11 protein-coding genes and 1 pseudogene are annotated in these 18205 nt (G+C 64.9%); 1 reads left to right on the plus strand and 11 read right to left on the minus strand.

The genetic code is table 11. The annotated features are described in order from the left end of the window. Together Q0W90_RS15770 and Q0W90_RS15775 are read right to left on the minus strand one after the other, a co-directional pair. A partial coding sequence (locus tag Q0W90_RS15770) for a homocysteine S-methyltransferase family protein (RefSeq protein ID WP_297775164.1) occupies positions 1 to 1376 on the minus strand: 1376 nt, incomplete at its 3' end. Positions 1377 to 1504: 128 nt separating this feature from the next. Next, a pseudogene (locus Q0W90_RS15775) lies at positions 1505 to 1679 on the minus strand (hypothetical protein); the annotation flags it as partial. A 187-nt stretch (positions 1680 to 1866) separates the two neighbouring features. Between Q0W90_RS15775 and Q0W90_RS15780 the strand changes: the two are divergent. Then, complete coding sequence (locus Q0W90_RS15780) at positions 1867 to 2745, plus strand: PAC2 family protein (protein ID WP_297701087.1); 879 nt, start codon at positions 1867 to 1869, stop codon at positions 2743 to 2745. Positions 2746 to 2763: 18 nt separating this feature from the next. On the opposite strand, the gene Q0W90_RS15785 is transcribed toward Q0W90_RS15780, so the two are convergent. The 9 genes from Q0W90_RS15785 to Q0W90_RS15825 form a co-directional block, all read right to left on the minus strand. Continuing rightward, on the minus strand, positions 2764 to 3663 hold the full coding sequence (locus Q0W90_RS15785) for an SDR family oxidoreductase (RefSeq protein WP_297775166.1): 900 nt from the start codon (positions 3661 to 3663) through the stop codon (positions 2764 to 2766). A 616-nt stretch (positions 3664 to 4279) separates the two neighbouring features. Further along, entirely contained in the window at positions 4280 to 6019 is a 1740-nt protein-coding gene (locus Q0W90_RS15790) for an AMP-binding protein (protein WP_297597769.1), read from the minus strand. A gap of 2 nt (positions 6020 to 6021) precedes the next feature. After that, positions 6022 to 6789, minus strand: coding sequence for a siderophore-interacting protein (locus tag Q0W90_RS15795; RefSeq protein ID WP_297597767.1), 768 nt, complete (start codon positions 6787 to 6789; stop codon positions 6022 to 6024). A 48-nt stretch (positions 6790 to 6837) separates the two neighbouring features. Then, positions 6838 to 7176: a hemophore-related protein gene (locus Q0W90_RS15800; RefSeq protein WP_297597765.1), complete on the minus strand. Its 339-nt coding sequence runs from the start codon at positions 7174 to 7176 to the stop codon at positions 6838 to 6840. Continuing rightward, a complete protein-coding gene (locus Q0W90_RS15805; RefSeq protein ID WP_297775169.1) occupies positions 7154 to 8473 on the minus strand; it encodes a cytochrome P450 in 1320 nt (439 codons plus the stop codon). The genes Q0W90_RS15800 and Q0W90_RS15805 overlap by 23 nt, the downstream gene beginning before the upstream one ends. Positions 8474 to 8492: 19 nt before the next feature. After that, positions 8493 to 14855 carry a sulfolipid-1 biosynthesis phthioceranic/hydroxyphthioceranic acid synthase gene (gene pks2 / locus Q0W90_RS15810; RefSeq protein ID WP_297775171.1) on the minus strand — a complete coding sequence of 2121 codons (6363 nt, stop codon included), beginning with the start codon at positions 14853 to 14855 and terminating at the stop codon, positions 8493 to 8495. 508 nt (positions 14856 to 15363) lie between these two features. Further along, positions 15364 to 16869, minus strand: a complete 1506-nt coding sequence (locus Q0W90_RS15815; protein ID WP_297775173.1) for an MFS transporter — start codon at positions 16867 to 16869, stop codon at positions 15364 to 15366. A 9-nt stretch (positions 16870 to 16878) separates the two neighbouring features. Next, a complete protein-coding gene (locus Q0W90_RS15820; RefSeq protein ID WP_297701081.1) occupies positions 16879 to 17085 on the minus strand; it encodes a hypothetical protein in 207 nt (68 codons plus the stop codon). Between the two features lie 61 nt (positions 17086 to 17146). Beyond that, positions 17147 to 18205: thioesterase domain-containing protein (locus tag Q0W90_RS15825; protein ID WP_297775175.1), on the minus strand; the 1059-nt coding region annotated here is incomplete at its 5' end.

Below are 18205 nucleotides of genomic sequence, written 5' to 3' on the forward strand. Positions count from 1 at the left end.
ATGACCTCCCATTTGGAGGAGTCGATCATCACCGGGACGCGGCTGATGTCCGGCTCGGACGCGATCAGTTTGGTGAACCGGTCCATCGCGGCGACGCCGTCGATCATGCCCTCGTCCATGTTGATGTCGATGACCTGCGCACCGACCTCGACCTGCTGCAGCGCGACCGACAGCGCGGTGTCGTAGTCCTCGGCCTTGATCAGGTTGCGGAACCGGGCGGAACCGGTGATGTTGGTGCGTTCACCGATGTTCACGAACAGGGAATCGTCGGTGATGTTGAGCGGCTCCAGACCCGAGAGTCGGGTGGCCACCGGAATCTCCGGCAGCTCGCGCGGCGGTTTGCCCTCGACGACCTTGGCGATCTCGGCGATGTGCGGCGGCGCCGTTCCACAGCAACCACCGACCAGGTTGACCAGGCCGGCCTCGGCGAAGTCGGCGATGTAGCCGGCCTGACGCTCCGGGGACTCGTCGTACTCGCCGAACGCGTTGGGCAGGCCGGCGTTCGGGTAGCAGGAGACGAAGGTGTCGGCGATCCGCGACATCTCGGCGATGTAGGGCCTCATCTCGGGTGCGCCCAGGGCGCAGTTGAGGCCCACCGCGATCGGCTTCGCGTGCCGGATCGAGTTCCAGAATGCTTCGGTGACCTGACCGGACAGCGTGCGCCCGGAAGCATCGGTGATGGTGCCGGAGATGATGACCGGCCAGCGGCGTCCGCGCTCCTCGAACAGCGTCTCGACGGCAAACACCGCCGCCTTGGAGTTCAGCGAGTCGAAGATCGTCTCGATGATGAGGATGTCGGCACCACCGTCGACCAGGCCGTTGGCGGCTTCGAGGTAGGCGGCGACCAGCTGGTCGTAGGAGATGTTGCGGGCTCCGGGGTCGTTGACGTCCGGCGAGATCGACGCGGTCCGCGTCGTCGGCCCGATGGCGCCGGCGACGTAGCGGGGTTTTTCCGGTGTGCTGAACTCGTCGGCAGCCTTGCGGGCCAGCGCGGCGCCGGCGTAGTTCAGCTCATAGGCAAACTCGTGCATGTCGTAGTCGGAGAGCGAGACCGCGGTCGCGTTGAACGTGTTGGTCTCGAGGATGTCCGCGCCCGCCTCGAGGTACTCGCGGTGGATCCCCTCGATGATCTGCGGCTGCGTCAGGTTGAGCAGGTCGTTATTGCCCTGAAGAGCTGTCGGCCATTCCGTGAACCGATCGCCGCGGTAGCCGGCCTCGTCCGGCCGGTCCCGCTGGATCGCCGTCCCCATCGCGCCGTCGATCACCATGATCCGCTGGCGCAGAGCTGCCGTCAGTTCGTCGGTGCAGTCGGGGCGGATGTTCGGCGCGAAGGTGTTCGACGCGGAAGTGTTCGTCTCAACGGCGGTCACGTGCATTCCTTCCGTAGCGGAAGGCGTCCTTGACTCTGCCGAGCGTGGCGGATACCGGAGAACCGGAGACCCGTTGCAACGCCTCTCGACCAGAAAAGTCTACGTCGTCACCCGACGTCTGGACGCCCCAGCACGACCCGACCCGCGATGCCCTCGATCGCCAGCTCGCGGATCTTGTCGGCAGTGTAGTAGTTACCAAGGTTAACGAGATTGCCGCCGGACGTATTTCGGCTCAACCGCGGCGGCGCCGTTGTCGGAGGCGTCCAGGGTCAGATCCGCGGCCTGCAACCGGGTGCCCATCGCCCCGTCCGTGTCGTAGCGGTGTTCGTTAGCGGCAGTCACGCCATAAGAATAGTCGGCCTATGCAAAGCCCCCGGCACCCGACAATCCACGGCCACCGTGACCCGAAGAACGGGGCTCGATCCAATTGCCCGACTCCTCACCGGACCGCGCACGGTCCGCATCGTCGCCGGGCGGAAGGCCGTACGCTAAATCTGTGACCCCGCCCGACGGCCCTCCCTTTGGCGAAGCCAAATTGCCCGAACTGCACCACACCGTCGTCGTGGCTGCGTTCGAGGGCTGGAACGACGCCGGCGACGCGGCCAGCGACGCGCTCGAACACCTCGAGGCCATCTGGGAAGCCGACCCGATCTTGGAGATCGACGACGAGGCGTACTACGACTACCAGGTGAATCGCCCGGTGATCCGGCAGGTGGACGGGGTTACCCGCGAGCTGGTGTGGCCGGCGATGCGGATCTCACATTGCCGGCCGCCGGGCAGCGACCGCGACGTCGTGCTGATGCACGGGGTGGAACCCAACATGCGCTGGCGCACGTTCTGCGCGGAGTTGGTGGCCATCGCCGACAAGCTCAATGTGGACACGGTGGTGATCCTGGGCGCCCTGTTGGCCGACACCCCACACACCCGGCCGGTTCCGGTTTCGGGCGCGGCCTACTCCCCCGAGTCGGCCAAGCGCTTCGGTCTCGAGGAGAGCCGCTACGAGGGCCCCACCGGCATCGCCGGGGTGTTTCAGGACGCCTGCGTGGCCGCCGGGATCCCGGCGGTGACGTTCTGGGCGGCGGTGCCGCATTACGTGTCGCAGCCGCCGAACCCCAAGGCGACCGTGGCCCTGTTGCGTCGCGTCGAAGACGTGCTCGACATCGAGGTGCCGCTGGCGGATCTGCCGACCGATGCCGAGGAATGGGAGCAGGCGGTCACCGAGATGACCGCCGAGGACGAGGACCTCGCCGAATACGTGCTGTCGCTGGAGCAGCGCGGCGACGCCGAGGTCGACATGAACGACGCGCTGGGCAAGATCGACGGCGACGCGCTGGCCGCCGAGTTCGAGCGATATCTGCGCCGCCGGCGCAAATAACCTCGCGCCGAACGTCGTCTAGTTGGGCGCCGAACCGCGGTTTTCCCGCAACAACTCGACGTTGGACGCCGACATGGAGCGGCCGAGCGCGGCGACCTGGGCGTCCAGTTGGGGCAACAGCTCGGCGGTGGATTTGTGCAGGGGCATTTCGCCGACCCGGGTGGACAGCACCGGCTTGACCCAGCGGAACAGCGCTACCCAGCGGGGGCGGTAAATGCGGGTGCGGCGGCGCTGGATGCCCTTGACGAAGGCGGCCGCACATTTGTCGACGGTCGTCGTCCTGTTCATCGGCCACGGGAAGCTGGCCAGAAATTGGTTGAAGGCCGGCAGGTCGGTTTGGGTGTCGCGGACCAGAGCGGTGTTGATCCAGGACATATGCGCCGAGCCGACCCGAACGCCGTGGCAGGCGACCTCTAGCCGCAGCGCATTGGCCAGCATCTCCACGCCGGCCTTGGAGGCGTTGTAGGGCGCCAGGCCGGGAGCCGCCGCGTACGCCGCCAGTGACGAGACAATCAGCACGTAGCCGCGCCGCTCGATCACCGCGGGCAACGTGGCGCGCACGGTGTGAAAGACACCGAGGACGTTGATGTCGAGCAACCGTTTGAAGGCGTCGGGGTCGATTTGGGCCACCGAGCCGTAACTCATGATGCCGGCGTTGGCCAGCACCACGTCGATGCCGCCGAATCGCTCGACGGCGCGGTCGGCGGCGGCCTGCATGGCAGACAGATCGCGCACATCGGCGACCGCGGTCAGCACCCGGTCTTCGCCGAGCTCAGCGGCGAGCGCCTTCAAGTCGGCTTCGTCGAGATCGGTCAGCACGAGCTTGGCGCCCTTGGCGCACAGCCGGCGAGCGGTCTCCGCCCCGATCCCCCGGGCACCGCCGGTGATGAAAACGATTTTGTCCTGCAGCGATGTCATGGCCGACAAGGTACTCCACGACGGGGCTCGGCGAGATACAGCGACGTCGCCGAATCCGGTGATCCCGCAAAACACGAGACGCCGCAGGGCAATTTCCTGCTTACCTGGTTACCACTACCCCAACTGGGCGTTCGCACTACTCTAGTTGGCCCCTACCCTGCGCCAGACCGGCAGACGCGACCATAAGCTCGCGGCATGACATGTGGTCGAGCATGTTGCCGGGGGGCCGCTGGATGACAAACGGCAGTTCGATCCCATCGCCAGCCGGCGATTCCACTGGCGCGGAGGAACATAGCCAGCTCAGCTATCGGGAGCTGGCTATCACGGCGCGCGCCATCGCGTCCAACAGGCAACTGCGGGGTGCTGCGGGCGAACGGGTCTCGGCCGGAGCCATCGCGATCCACCGGAGCGCGACCGCGGGTCAGCCGGCTTCGGCCACAGATTCCACTTCTCAAAGTGGGGGACCGCCGCGCAAAAAATCAACTCCACTAGACCGTTCAGTGTGGAACTTTGTGATGCGCACCAGCCTGGGCGGTGTTGACACCTACCTCTGGCACCGCCAGGGCAGCAATGAGTTCTGCTGGCGTCCAGTTGGAAGGCCTTGGGGCGGTAACGCCTAACCGCGCAGGCGGGCGAATTGACCTTGCCGGTACTGCTCGACGCACGCCGCTCGCCGAACCTTGCCACTTGTGGTGATCGGGATCGAACCGGGCACTACCACAACCAGATCCGCGATACCGACGCCGTGCGAGTTGCAGACCGCCGAGGTGACTTCGCGCTCGACCACGGCGAGCTTGTCCGCTGCCTCTTCGTGGGACGCGTTCTGGTTCTTGACTTCGATGATGACGACAAGCTTTTCCACGCCCCCATGCGGAACCGCTATCGCTGCGCACCTACCCCGGGTGATTTCCTGGACGGTCGCTTCGATGTCGTCGGGTGAGTGGTTACGCCCGTAGACGATCAACAGATCCTTGATACGTCCGATGATGAACAGCTCACCGGCGGAGAAGAATCCAGAGTCGCCGGTCCGGAGCCAAGACTCTTCGGGTGTGCCCGCCGACGGAGCGATCAACCGCTCGCCGAATGTGCGTTTAGTCTCTCGAGGCTTCTCCCAGTAGCCCATAGCAACGTTGTCACCGCGAATCCAGATCTCGCCGACGGTTCCCTGCGGGCACTCAATCCTGGTGTCGGGATCAACGACACGTATCATCGGTGACCGCGGCGCCCCGTAGCTGACCAGCGGTATACCACTTGGGCTTTCGCAGCGCTCCGCGGTGCCAGTGGCCAGCTTCTCGGATTCGAAGTGCACGATTTTGGGTGGTTGCGCCGGTGTGCGGGTCAACGCGTACACCGTTGCCTCTGCGAGCCCATAGCCCGGCCGTACCGCCGCGTCCGGCAAATTGAAACGCGCGAACCGGTCGGTGAAACGCCGCAGCGTCGCGGGATGCACACGTTCGCTACCGGTGAGGATGACCAGCACATCCCCCAAATCCAGTCCGGCCATGTCCTCGCCCGACGTTTTGCGTGCCGCCAATTCGAAGGCGAAGTTCGGCGCCGCCGAAAATGCATGCCTTTCCTTGGCCAGCAATTGCATCCACCGGGCCGGTCGCTGCAGGAACGACACCGGACTCGTCAGCACAGCGCGAATTCCGCCCAGAACCGGTGCGCACACCCCCAGTATCAAACCCATGTCGTGATAGAACGGCAGCCACGAGACAATGGTCATGTCTGGTGGAGCGACGCCTCCGTACTCCGCGCAAAAGTCGCACATGACCTGCCCGAAATTGGACAGCAGGTTCTTGTGCGAGACCATCACCCCGGCCGGTTGACGGGTCGATCCGGACGTGTACTGCAAATACGCCAGCTCTAGGTGATCAGAGCACCCGGCGCCGGATCCTGTCCGGGCGTCCAGGTCCAGCAGGTCGACCTCGACGACGGATGGATTCGGCCCGCCAGATTGCGAATTGACGTATCCAGCAACGGTTTCCGCGGCGACCGATGTTGTGAGGACGACAGCCGGCGACGAGTCACGCAGCACCGAGCTGACGCGCTCATCGCTGACGCCACCTAACGGAAGGGCAAGCGGAACCGCGATCTGTCCCGCATGCAGTGCGCCGAGGAACGCCACGATGTAATCAAGCCCCTGCGGGGCCATTATCACCGCGCGATCCCCCGTAGACCCGCAATCCTGCAGTGCCCGTGCAACATTCACCGTCCGCCGATACAACTGCGACCACGTCAGGCTCTCGGCAACCCCGTCCCAGTCCTGCTCGTAATCAACAAAGGTGAAGGCCGTGTCATTGGGCTGCAAGCTGGCGCGTTCACACAGCAGGTCAGAAATACAGGTCTCAACCATAATCACTCCATCCCGATACGGCCTGGGGTCCAAAAGGGTTTGGTGCGTATCTCGCGTCGGTCCCAGCCACGTTCGGTGATCAATATTTTGCGCAAGGTTTGTATGGTGCGGGCCTCGCCGGCGAGGTAGGCGATGCCGGGATACTCGGGCAGTGGGAGGCTGCGCAGCGCGTCGGCGAGCACGGCAGAGTTCGCGGCCGGGCCGTCACCGCGCTCGACCCGGGTCAGCGGTGTGGCCAGGGGAAGGTGGTCGATTTCGGCCGCGGCCTCGATCACCCCGTAGATCTCGGCGGTTGGACGCATGGATCGCAGCATCGCGGCGAACGCGACCGAAGCGGTTTCTTCGCCGGCGAACAGGTGGTAGGGCGCGTCGTGGCGTATGACGAAGTTGCCCTGGGGCCGGGTGAAATGGGCGTGATCTCCGACGGAGGTGACCGTCGCCCAGCGTCTGGCAGGTGTCGCGTCCTTCGGGTCACCGTCGTGGTCGACCATCACGATGTCGAGCGCGCCGATGCCGGGGTCGACGTCGTAGATGGAATACGTGCGTAGCACGGGGTATGGATGCAGCCGTAGAACGGATTCACGCAGAGTCTCGACCTGCAGCCGGACATGCTGACCTGGCGTCCAGGTCAGCCCCCGCAGTCGCGGCCCGATGAACCGGACGCGGCGCATTCTTGGTGTCAGCCTTTCGATCTCGCTGACGGTTGCAGAGAGGAACACCGCGTCACGCAGCGCGTTGATGAGCGGGAAACCTTCGATGAGGGTAGCCACGGAGAACTCCACGAGGTTAGCGGTGGTCGGAGGTAGGTGCTGGTCTGCTCAATAGTTGTTGCAAGTGTTGAACACCCGCTGGACTAGCCCAAACTCCTGGTCAGCCCCCGGCTGGCTCGCCAGCATCTGCGCCATCTGCTGGCGTTGACTCGGCGGGGAGGCGAGGAACTGACGCAAAAAGGAGACGCTCTCCGGCGACGAGTTGAATTGTGCGGCGGCTTGGGGATCTGCCGCCTGCAGCGCCGATATCACCTGCCCGTAATTGCAGGTTGTGTTGACAAACGGGGTCAGATCCCGATCGGCGGACGCGAGCCCGGCCCCGGCGGTCAACGACAATGTCAGGCCGCAAATGCCGACAGCCAACCTAGTCAACGACGGCGTGGCCATTTTTGGACACCTCCTGAACCGGAGTGAATTCGAGGTGCAATTCCTTGAGTCGCCTGAACAGTAGGGTTCGATCCCATTTGAGCCGACGAGCGCCGGGGGGCCCGTGCTCGGCCTCTGAAAGCCGAATGTCTGCCATCCGGGCAAGGATTCGTTCCAAACTCACCCGCACTTCAGCACGCGCAATCGGGGCGCCCGGGCAAGTGTGAACACCACGGCCGAATGCCATGTGATGCAATATGTTCGGGCGTCCGAGACGGAATTCGTCGGGGTTGTCGAACCGCTGTGGATCGCGGTTTGCCGCACCGTTCATCACCAATACGCTGGTACCGGCCTGCACGTCGAGGTCACCGATCCTGGTGCTGCGCCGCGCCAGGCGGAAATTCGATTTGATAGGGCTTTCGAAGCGCAGCATTTCCTCGATGAAGGCGGGGATCTTTGAGTTGTCCTCGCGCAGTTGCTCTTGCAAGTCTGGTCGTTCCGCCAGCATGAGCATCGAGAGGCTCAGCAGGTCGATCGTCGTGCCGTGGCCGGCTGCGTACATGAAAGTGGCAACGCGGGCAACGTCAATCGGGTCGGGCGTCGTGCCGTCGGGAAACTTTGCCAAGGCAAGCTCGGTGAGGACGTCGTCGCGCGGATTACGCCGCCGATCCTCGATGTACTCGACGAACCACTCCTCTTTCACGCCAACAAAACCGCTGCGGTCACCTTCGAGCCTGCTGGCTCTCGCGGCGCTGCGGAATCGGTCACGGTCGGCCTCGGGTACGTCCAGCAGGTCGGTGATCGCGTCGAGCGTGTACGGAAAATTGTAATCGAACACCATCTCGCACTTGCCCTTTGCGACGAAGCGGTTGAGTTGCTCGTCGGCAAGGTGCCACAGGAAGTCCTCGTTGTTCTTGAGCTGCTTGGGTGTAAACAGCCGGCTCAACAGTGAGCGGTGTGCCGTGTGCTTCGGAGGATCAAACGTTAGGAAGTAGTCGCCGAATGTAACCCCGTGGCGGTGCCGTTCGATCAGATCCGAGATGTCATCGCTGTCCGTTTTGGTCGGAATCCCCGACCATGGTCCACTGACGATATTGCATACCGAGAAGGTCTTGTCGGCGTCGCGTTGCACGGCGATGGCCTCGTCGTACCCTGAGACCATCACCACACCGTGCGCCGGCTCACGCCATGCCGGACAGCGACGGATCGCGTCGTAGTAGTCGTACGGGTCATCGACGAGCGACTTCTCGGTGAAGAAGTCGAGGCTCTCGGGTCCGCTCGGAGCGGACTTTCCCGTAGTCATGTAGTCAGATGCCATGATTCAAACCCTTTCGGCCTCAAGCGGCATCGGCGGGAGCCAGCTTTCCGTACAGCAGTTCCGCCAAACCGCGAATGGTGCCAACTGTGGCGATGTCGGCGGGCGTCACGCGGATGCCCGTTTCGGTCTGGATGCGGGTAAGTAATTCGAGGCCGCCCAGCGAGTCGAGGCCGTACTCGGACAGCGGACGGTCGGGATCGATGTTGCGGCGCAGGATCAGGCTGGCCTGGTCGGAGATCAGGCGCCGCAGCCGGGTGGGCCACTCGTCCAAGGCCAACTCATCGAGCTCGGCACGCAGTTTGTTTGTGCCCGTTGAGCTTTGCCCGTTAGAGCGGAACGCTTCGGCGAAGGGACTGCGCTCGGCGAACGCGGTCAACCACGGTGTGCCCGTTATCGGCGCATACCCCGTGTAGGCGCGGTCGTGGCGCAGCAGCGCTTCGAACGCATACGCCCCTTCGTCGGGAGCGATGGCAACGTCGGCGCCCGCGGCCAAGGCGGTGCCGCGTCCTATCTGCGACCAGGCACCCCATCCGATCGCGGTGGCCGGCAGACCCCGAGCTCGGCGCCAGCGGGTGAAGGCGTCCAGCCAGCTGTTGGCGGCGGCGTAGGCACCCTGCCCGGGCGACCCCACCAGCGCGGCAGCCGAGGAGAACGAGCAGAACCAGTCCAACGGCTGTTCAGCGGTGGCGGTGTGCAAATTCCATGCACCGTAAGCCTTTGGCGCCCAGTCACGCTCGATGAGCTCGTCGGTGATACTGGTCAGCGTGGCATCCTCGATCACCGCCGCCAGATGCAGCACACCGCGCACCGGAAGCCCGGTGGCGGTCGCGATCGCCACCAATCGCCGAGCCGTACCGGCCTCGGCTATGTCGCCGCACTCCACCACGACGTCGGCGCCGATCTCGCGGATGCGCTCGATCGTTTCCAGCGCGTTGGGATCTGGTTGCGAGCGCGAGGACAACACGATACGCCCGCAACCGGCCCCCGAACCGGGAGAAGCCATCTTCTCGGCCAAGTACAGCCCCAGACCTCCCAGCCCGCCGGTGATGATGTAGGCGCCGTCGCCGCGGAAGACCTCCACCTGCGCCGGCGGCACCACTACGTGGCTGCGGCCGGTGTGCGGGACATCGAGCACGAGTTTGCCGGTGTGCTGGGCGCCGCTCATCACCCGAATCGCGGTGGCGGCGTCGGCAAGCGGGTAGTGCGTGCTTTCCGGCATCGGCAACGAACCGTCCGCGGTGAGCCCGTACACCGTTTTCAGCAAGCCTCGCAGCCTGTCCGGGTGGCTGAACGACATCAACGCCAGGTCGAGGGCGTAGAACGTCAGGTTGCGCCGGAACGGCAAGAGCCCCAATCGGGTGTCGCCGTAAATGTCGCGTTTGCCGATCTCGACGAATCGTCCACCGAACGCCAGCAATTCGATGCCCGCGCGCTGGGCAGCGCCGACGACCGAGTTCAGCACGATGTCCACGCCATAGCCGCCGGTGTCGCGGCGGATCAGGCCGGCGAACTCCACACTTCGCGAATCGTATACGTGCTCAATGCCCATGTCGCGCAACAATTGTCGACGCTGCTCGCTGCCCGCGGTGGCGAAGATCTCGGCTCCCGCGGCCCGGGCGATGGCGATTGCCGCCTGTCCGACCCCGCCGGTCGCCGAGTGGATCAGCACCCGATCACCGGACCCGATGCGGGCCAGCTCATGCAGGCCGTAATAGGCGGTGGCGTGCGCGGTTGTCACCGCCGCCGCCTGGTCGTCGGCCAGGCCGGCCGGCAGCGTGACCGCCAGGCGCGCATCGCAGGTGAGGAAGGTACCCCAACAACCGTTGGCGCTCAGGCCCCCGACACGATCACCCACCGTGTGGTCGGTCACGTCGGGCCCGACCGCGGTCACCACGCCGGCGAAGTCGGTGCCCAGCTGCGGTAGCCGGCCCTCGAAGGCGGGGTAACGGCCAAACGCGACGAGCACGTCGGCGAAGTTGATGCTGGACGCGCTGACCGCGACCTCGATCTGTCCCGGTCCCGGTGGAACGCGGTCGCAGGCAACGAGTTCGAGCGACTCCAGATCACCGGGCGTACGGATCTGCAGGCGCATCCCGTCGCACTCGTGGTTGACGACGGCGGTTTGCCGCTCCTCGGGAAGCAGTGGAGCAGGGCACAACCGCGCGTTGTACCACGCGCCATTTCGCCAGGCGGTCTCGTCCTCCTCCGAGCCGGCGAGCAGTTGCCCGGCCAGGTGCTCGGCGTCGGTGGACTCGTCCACATCGATCTGGCTGACGCCCAGATGCGGGTGTTCCATGCCGGTTACCCGGACCAGCCCCCGCAACCCGGCCTGCCCGAGGTTGGGCACATCGTCGGACACCACACATTGGGCGTTGCGAGTCACGACATACAAGCGCGGCGGTTCGCCGGGAAGGTCCGCCAACTCCCGGGTAATGCGCACCAGATGTCGCACATAGTCCCGGCCCAGCAGCGCAGATTGCTCGTCAGCGTCGCCGTTTTTCGGCCCGGTGAGGATCACCACACCGGTGAATCCCCCCGCGCGCAAATGATTTCCCAGCTGCTCCACGCTCGCTGTATGGTCGGCCCGCTGCGGCCAGGACATCGTGGTGCAGTGCACCCCATGGTTTTTCAGGGCGTCGGCCAACGTGCTGGCCACCACGTCCGCGGTGGTGGCAGTGCCGATCAGCAGCCAGCTTCCGGCGTCGGTGTGGTCCGGCTCGGGCAGCTCTCGTTGCCGCCATTCGATGGTCAACAGCCGCTCGGCCAGCACGCGATCTCTGTTGCCGCTCTCGGATGCGCTGGTGCCCACTCGCAGCCCCTGAACGGTCAGCAGGACTGCCCCGTGCTCGTCGAGCACGTCGATGTCGGCCTCGACCCCGGAGGTATCGGCTTTGGTCACCCGCGTGTAGCAGTAGTGGGCGTTGCGGGCAGCGCTGTAGGAGCGGAGCCGACGGATGCCCAACACCAACCCCAGCGCACCTTCGCCCAGGGCCCGGACGTCCGGATGAGCTTCAACGGACTGAAAACAGGCATCCAGCAGTGCGGGGTGAACGCCGTAAGCCGCTTGTTGCGAGCGGATTTGGCGCGGTAGCGCCACCTCGGCCAGGACGGTGTCTGTCGCCTCCTCGCCGAGGTGGACGTCGCCCAGACCGGCGAACGCGGGACCATACTGAACGCCACGTTGGTCCATCCGCTTGCGCACCTCGGCGCCATCGTCGCAACTCGCATGCGCGGCGAGGAGCGCGGACACGTCATACGCGGGCGGCTGCTCATCCTCTGCGGCACCCAGGACTGCGGCCGCATGCTGCGCCTGTTCGCCGCCCTGGTTCGACTCAACGGTGAAGTCGACGACGCCCGGCGAGGACAACGACGCCGAGGCGCCGATCGTGGTCTGCTCATCCAGCAGGAGCGCCTGCTCGAAGCGGATGTCATGAACCTCGGCCGCCTCGCCCAGCACAGTACGCGCGGCCGCTAACGCCATCTCGCAGTACGCGGCTCCCGGAAGCACGGCCACATTGCGGATCTGGTGGTCGGCGAGCCAGGGCTGGGCGGCGGTGCCGACCTCGGCCTGCCACAAGTGGCGCTCAGGTTCCTCTTGCAGATGCACGTGCGAGCCCAGCAGCGGATGTACAGAAACGGTGCAACCACCATGTGTTGGGGATTCCTGACCGCCGCCGCTCAACCACAGCCGACGGTGCGTCCAGGTCGGCAGCGGCGCGTCCACCAACCGACCACTCGGGTAGAGCATGGAGAAATCGACCGCGGCGCCCGCGCTGTGCAGATCCGCCACAAACCCACGCAGCCCGTGCGGAAGCGCTTGTTCGCGGCGCATACCGGCCAGCGCGGCCATCGGCATCTCGCGACTGCGGGCGGTCTGCTCCAGAGCGCGGATGAGCAGGGGGTGTGGGGCCAGCTCGGCAAAGACCCGGTAGCCGTCCTCCAAAGCGGCCTGCACGGCCGTGGCGAACCGCACCATGCGGCGCATATTGTTCGCCCAATAGCGGGCATCGCAGACTGGCTGCTCGCGCGGGTCGAACAGGGTCGCCGAGTAGAAGGGAACTTCCGGTGTCATCGGGTGGATCTCTGCGAGTGTCTCGGTCAGCTCTTCCATGATCGGATCGACTTGAGGCGAATGAAAGGCGACATCGGTGGGGACCTCGCGGGCCATCACGTCACGCTGGCCCCAGGCCGCGACCAGGTCGCGAACCGTTTGCGCGGCGCCGGCAATCACCGTGGATTGCGGCGACGCCACCACCGCCACCACGACGTCGTTGATACCGCGTGCCGTCAGCTCCGAAAGCACTTGCTGCGCAGGCAATTCCACCGATGCCGTGGCACCGGCACCGGCGACGCGGAACATCAGCCGCGAGCGGCGGCAGATCACACGCAGCCCGTCTTCCAGCGACAATGCACCCGCGACAACGGCTGCGGCGGCCTCGCCGAGAGAGTGCCCGATGACCGCGCCGGGGCGGACTCCATAGGAACTCATGGTGGCCGCCAGCGCGACCTGCATGGTGAATAGTGTCGGCTGGATCCGGTGTTGACCGGTCACGATCTGCGGCGCCGATATCGCCTCGGTCACTGAAAACCCAGACTCCTGCGCGATCACCGGCTCGGCCTGCGCGACGGTGGCGGCAAACGCCGGTTCGGTGGCCAACAGGTCTGCGCCCATCGCGGCCCATTGCGAACCCTGCCCGGAGAACACCCATACCGGTCCACGGTCGTCCTGCCCGACCGCGGCCGGATACGGAGTATCGCCGTCGGCAACCTCGCGCAAAGCCTCTGCGAGCTCGGGCCGGTCGCCGGCGATGACGGCGGTGCGTACCGGGCGGTGCGCGCGCCGACGCGCCAGGGTATACGCCAGATCAGGCAACGCCAGATCGTCATGTGCCCCTACCCAGTCGGCGAGCCGCCCGGCCGTGCGGCGCAGTTCGTCGGACGAGGTGGACGACAGTAGGAACAGCAGTGGCGCCGTCGGCGGCGGTTCGGCTGAGACATGTTCGGGCACAGCACCTTCGGGAGCCCGCTCAGGTGCTTGTTCGACGATGGCGTGCACGTTGGTCCCCGACAGCCCGTACGACGAGACCGCCGCCCGCCGTGCGTGGTGGCCGTTGCTGACCCACGGCGTAGTCTCTTGCGGCACGAAGAGATTCGTGTCGATCCGGGCGAGGTCATCGGGTAGCCGGGTGAAGTGCAGGTTCCGGGGAACCACACCATGCTGCAGCGCGAGAATCGCCTTCATCATCCCGAGCGCTCCGGAGGCCGCCTGCGCATGGCCGAAATTGGTCTTCACCGACGCTAGCGCGCAGGGGCCGTCGATGCCGTAAACGTGGGCCAGGCTCGCGTATTCGATCGGGTCACCCACCGGGGTGCCGGGCCCATGCGCCTCGACCATGCCGACCGTGCGGGCGTCCACACCCGCGGCGGCCAAAGCCGCCTGATACACCGCGGTCTGCGCGGTCTTCGACGGTGTCGCGATGTTCACCGTGTGACCATCCTGATTGGCGGCCGTCCCGCGCACCACAGCCAGAATCCGATCGCCATCTCGTAGCGCGTCGGGCAGCCGCTTGAGTAGCAGCATGACGCTGCCCTCGCCACCCACGAACCCATCGGCCGCGACGTCGAAGGCGTGGCAACGTCCGGTCGGCGACAGCATGCCCTCGGCTGAGCCCGCGGAGAATTTCCGCGGGTCCAGCGCCAGCGTGGCGCCGCCGGCCAGGGCAAGGTCGCTTTCGCCCTCGTGCAGACTGCGGCAGGCCAGGTGTATCGCGGTCAGGCCTGAAGAACACGCGGTGTCCACCGTCAATGCGGGACCGTGGACCCCCAGGGCATAGGCGATGCGCCCGGACGCCAGGCTGAAGTTGTTGCCGGAAAAGCCGTACGCCCCCTCCACGGAGTGCGCGTCGGCGGCCAGCAATTGGTAGTCGCCATGCGTCAATCCCATGAACACACCCGTCAGAGAGTCGGCGATTCGTTCCCGCGTGAGACCGGCGTGTTCCATGGCCTCCCATGAGGTCTCCAAAAGCAATCGGTGTTGCGGATCCATCGCGGTCGCTTCCCGCTCGTTGATCCCGAAGAACTCGGGATCGAAGCCGGCGACGTCGTCGATGAATGCGCCCCACCGCGATACCGACCGGCCCGGCACACCCGGCTCGGGGTCGTAGTATTCGTCGGCGTCCCAGCGGTCGGGCGGGATTTCGGTCACCAGGTCATCGCCGCGCAGCAACGCCTCCCACAACTGCTCCGGGGAGTCGATGGCTCCGGGTAGCCGGCAAGCCATACCGATCACGGCAACAGGAGTGACAGGTCTAGTGCCGATCGGCGGCGGAGGGTCGGTGGAAGGGGTGCGCCGCATGACGTCGTCGATCTGGTGTGTAGTCATTTCGCCTCCTCGGAGCAACGACGAAGTAGCTTGTCCGTTGCGCGCACGCCGTCAGGTTCTGATAGAGCTTTGAGTGGTTGGTCAAACAGGAGCGATCCGCTGCCCGTGCCGGCGTCGAACGAGTTGATACTCACCAGTCCTCCAACTTTCGCTGTGGCATGAGCCGGGTAGTTCGGTGCACTAGCTGTTGCTGACCGGGCGCCCGAAAACGGTCTCGACGAAGTGCATGATCCAGAGCGTCGTGGGTTTCAATCCTGTTGTCAGGCTTATCAAGTCGGTAGCGTAGTCAGGACCCGCACATAGAGTGGTAGATGCGGGCCGACAGAGTGGTGGTCCGTCGGTGACAGGAAATTACGCAACCGAAAATGAGTGTGTTAGCGCGGATTACATTCTGCGACAGCATTTTTCGTCGAGTTCGCTGGCTTCGTCCCATACGTGGCGACACGGCCTCACCCGAGACGGCGGCGCCGGGAAGCAGCTGGTCCCGATTGACGTAGCCCGCGGCGAGCTACATCTCCCCCGCGTCGATGGATTCCTTGACCTCCTGCGCGCGGGCCACCTGCGCGGCGGTGTACCCGATCAGCAGCGCCACCCCACCGAGCAGCACCACCACGCCGGCCAGCCACAGTAGGCCGTAGGTGTAGCCGCGGTCCAGCGCATGCAACTGGGCGGCGTTCATGAACTTCACCGGCCCGAGGGTGCCGCCCAGGGATAACGTGCGCGACGTGATGGCGGCCTGGATGATGACCAGCACCAGCGGCCCGCCCAAGGTCTGCAGCATCAGTGCAATCGCCGACGTGGGCCCGATGCGGTCGAAACCGACGCCGGCGATCACCGATAACGTGAGCGTGACGAAGACTCCGCCGACGCCAATAGCGCCAATGATCAACGGCAAAACAAGATTCGGGAAGTACGGCACGCCGCGGTGGAAGGTCGAGCCGTACAGCGTCGCGACCAGAATCAGGCTGCCGCTGGCCATCACCAGCACCCGCGGCGGGAACCGCACCACCAGCTTCGAAGCCACGCCGACCCCGAGGGCCATCGCGATGCCGAACGGGATGAAGGCGATGCCGGCGCGCAGCGGACTGTAGCCCATGATGGTCTGCACATACAGGCCGACGAGCACGGTCAGGGTGAAAAATATCCCACCGGCGAGGAACATGGCCGCGAACGTGGCCAGCCGGTTACGGTCGAAGAACAGGCTGAACGGCACGACGGGGTTCTCGGCGGTGCGCTCCGCCACGACGAACGCCGCGAAAGCGGCCAGAGCCACCACGCCTGAACCGAGCGTGATGGCGGACAGCCACCCCTTTTCCGGGCCCGTCGAGAGACCGAACACTGCGGCGGTACAGGTCAACGTGGCCAGCACAGCCCCGGCGGCGTCGAGCTTCATCCGCTCCTTCTGGGTTTCCTGCAGCGTGATGACGGCCAGGTAGATCACCGCCAGCCCGATCGGCACGTTCACCAAAAACGCCAGCCGCCACGACACATCGGTCAGCGCCCCGCCCACCGCCAGGCCCAGCACCCCGCCGAGACCGGACATCGCGCCGAACACCGCCGTCGCAAAATTGCGTTCCGGCCCCTTCGGGAACGTGGTCGCTATCAGCGCCAAAATGGTCGGTGTGGTAATTGCGGCGGCCCCGCCGTGCAGCAGCCGTGCCGATATCAGCATGCCCCCGTCCCAGGCGATGCCGCACAAGGTCGAGGCGAAAGTGAACAGCACGACCCCGACGATGAAAGCTCGCTTGCGGCCGATGGTGTCGCCCAGCCGGCCACCCAGCAGCATCAGGCCACCAAAGGTCAGCATGTAGGCGGTGATCACCCAGCTCCGCGCGGCATCCGACAAACCCAGCTCGTTCTGGATCCTGGGCAGCGCGAAGATCGCGACGGGGCCGTCCATCGACACCATCAGCTGTATGCCACCGATCGCGACAACTACGGCGACGAACCGGCGAGACCGCAAAGCCGGAAAGCGCCTCTTCGTGGGGTGCAGCGTGGTCGGTTCGACGGCCATCTTGAACCGCTACTTCGCCGCGGCGCTGTGATTGACGACGGCCTCGAAACGCTCTTCGTCGCCGTGCGTCGAGGCCCGCCCAAGAAAGTCTTCAAACCTGAGGAGCAGGTTTTGTCCCAGTTGGAGGAGCGAATTGCGTTCTCGAAAACCGAATCCCTGCGGCTGCGTATCGCTCACCACAACGTTGCCGAACAAATCGTGCTCGATTATTTGCATCGACCCGACCCCTCTTTGTGATGTCGATCTTGCCAACTCCAGGAAGGCGCCTTCGGCTCAATCATTCGGTGCGCGCACCTTCACGTTCTAATAGAACTTTGAGTTGTTCGCCATACAGGACGAGCGATTCAGGACTCATCATTTCTTGGTGCCCACAGTCGACCGGGTAGCTGTTGATGTCGCCAGTCACGTAAGGGCGCCAACTTTGCAGAGGAGGCAAACTCTGATCGCCCTCATCCCCCGCTGCGGAAAATATGGTTATATCGCCATCGAAGACACCCGGTTCGTGGCCGACAGACAACGCCCGGTTACTGTCAATGTTGTGAACACCCAAATCCAGGAGCTGTTTGTATCGAGCGAATTCGACAATTCCTCGTTCGCGAAGTAGTCCTTCAACCCGATCATAAGTCAGCGGCTCATCCCGATCGGGAATGTCTATACGACAGAACCGCAAAACCTCTTCTAGCACGTCCTGCTCGCCCAGGGCCGGTAGAGCCGCACCGCTATCGATAAATAGCAGAGCGTCGAGAAGGATAAGGTGTGCGATTGAGCATCCGCGTCGCTGAAGCTCGATGGCAATCTCATGGGCGACAACGCCGCCAAACGACCAGCCGAGAAGGTTGTAGGGCCCGGTAGGATCTACCCTTTGAATCCGGTCGGCATAGTTTCTCGCCATATCGCGGATTGACGCAGCTTCAGTCTCGCCATTTTGCGGGATTTGTTGAATTCCAATGATCGGGCAGTCCAGGTAATTACCTAGAGCGTGATACGGCCAGACCAGCCCACCCCCGGGATGAATGCAGAACAACGGATCGCCGGTGCCCCCCTTGAGGAACTCCACAGGGATCACTTCGATCTCGCTGGCATCGTGGCCCAACTGCTGGCTCAGGCTTTTGACGGTCGGCGCGCGGAACAAGGTGCGCACCGCAAGGTTTGCATCCAGGCTGGTGTTGATCGCAGCGATCAGGCGCATCGCCAGCAGCGAATCCCCGCCCAAATCGAAGAAGGAGTCGTCGACCCCGACCCGCTCGAGCCCGAGGACGTCGGCGTAGATGCCGGCCAGGATCTCCTCGGTGAAGGTGGCCGGGGCGCGATACCGATCAACATCGGTGTATTCCGG

The sequence above is a fragment of the Mycobacterium sp. genome (assembly GCF_025933915.1).
Lineage (GTDB): Bacteria > Actinomycetota > Actinomycetes > Mycobacteriales > Mycobacteriaceae > Mycobacterium.

What these genes read in the sequence shown, in the direction of transcription:
- Q0W90_RS15820 (WP_297701081.1), bottom strand. Translation starts at nt 17,085, where the DNA reads ATGCAAATAATCGAGCACGATTTGTTCGGCAACGTTGTGGTGAGCGAT.
- pks2 (WP_297775171.1), bottom strand. Translation starts at nt 14,855, where the DNA reads ATGACTACACACCAGATCGACGACGTCATGCGGCGCACCCCTTCCACC.
- Q0W90_RS15790 (WP_297597769.1), bottom strand. Translation starts at nt 6,019, where the DNA reads ATGGTTGAGACCTGTATTTCTGACCTGCTGTGTGAACGCGCCAGCTTG.
- Q0W90_RS15815 (WP_297775173.1), bottom strand. Translation starts at nt 16,869, where the DNA reads ATGGCCGTCGAACCGACCACGCTGCACCCCACGAAGAGGCGCTTTCCG.
- Q0W90_RS15805 (WP_297775169.1), bottom strand. Translation starts at nt 8,473, where the DNA reads ATGGCATCTGACTACATGACTACGGGAAAGTCCGCTCCGAGCGGACCC.
- Q0W90_RS15800 (WP_297597765.1), bottom strand. Translation starts at nt 7,176, where the DNA reads ATGGCCACGCCGTCGTTGACTAGGTTGGCTGTCGGCATTTGCGGCCTG.
- Q0W90_RS15785 (WP_297775166.1), bottom strand. Translation starts at nt 3,663, where the DNA reads ATGACATCGCTGCAGGACAAAATCGTTTTCATCACCGGCGGTGCCCGG.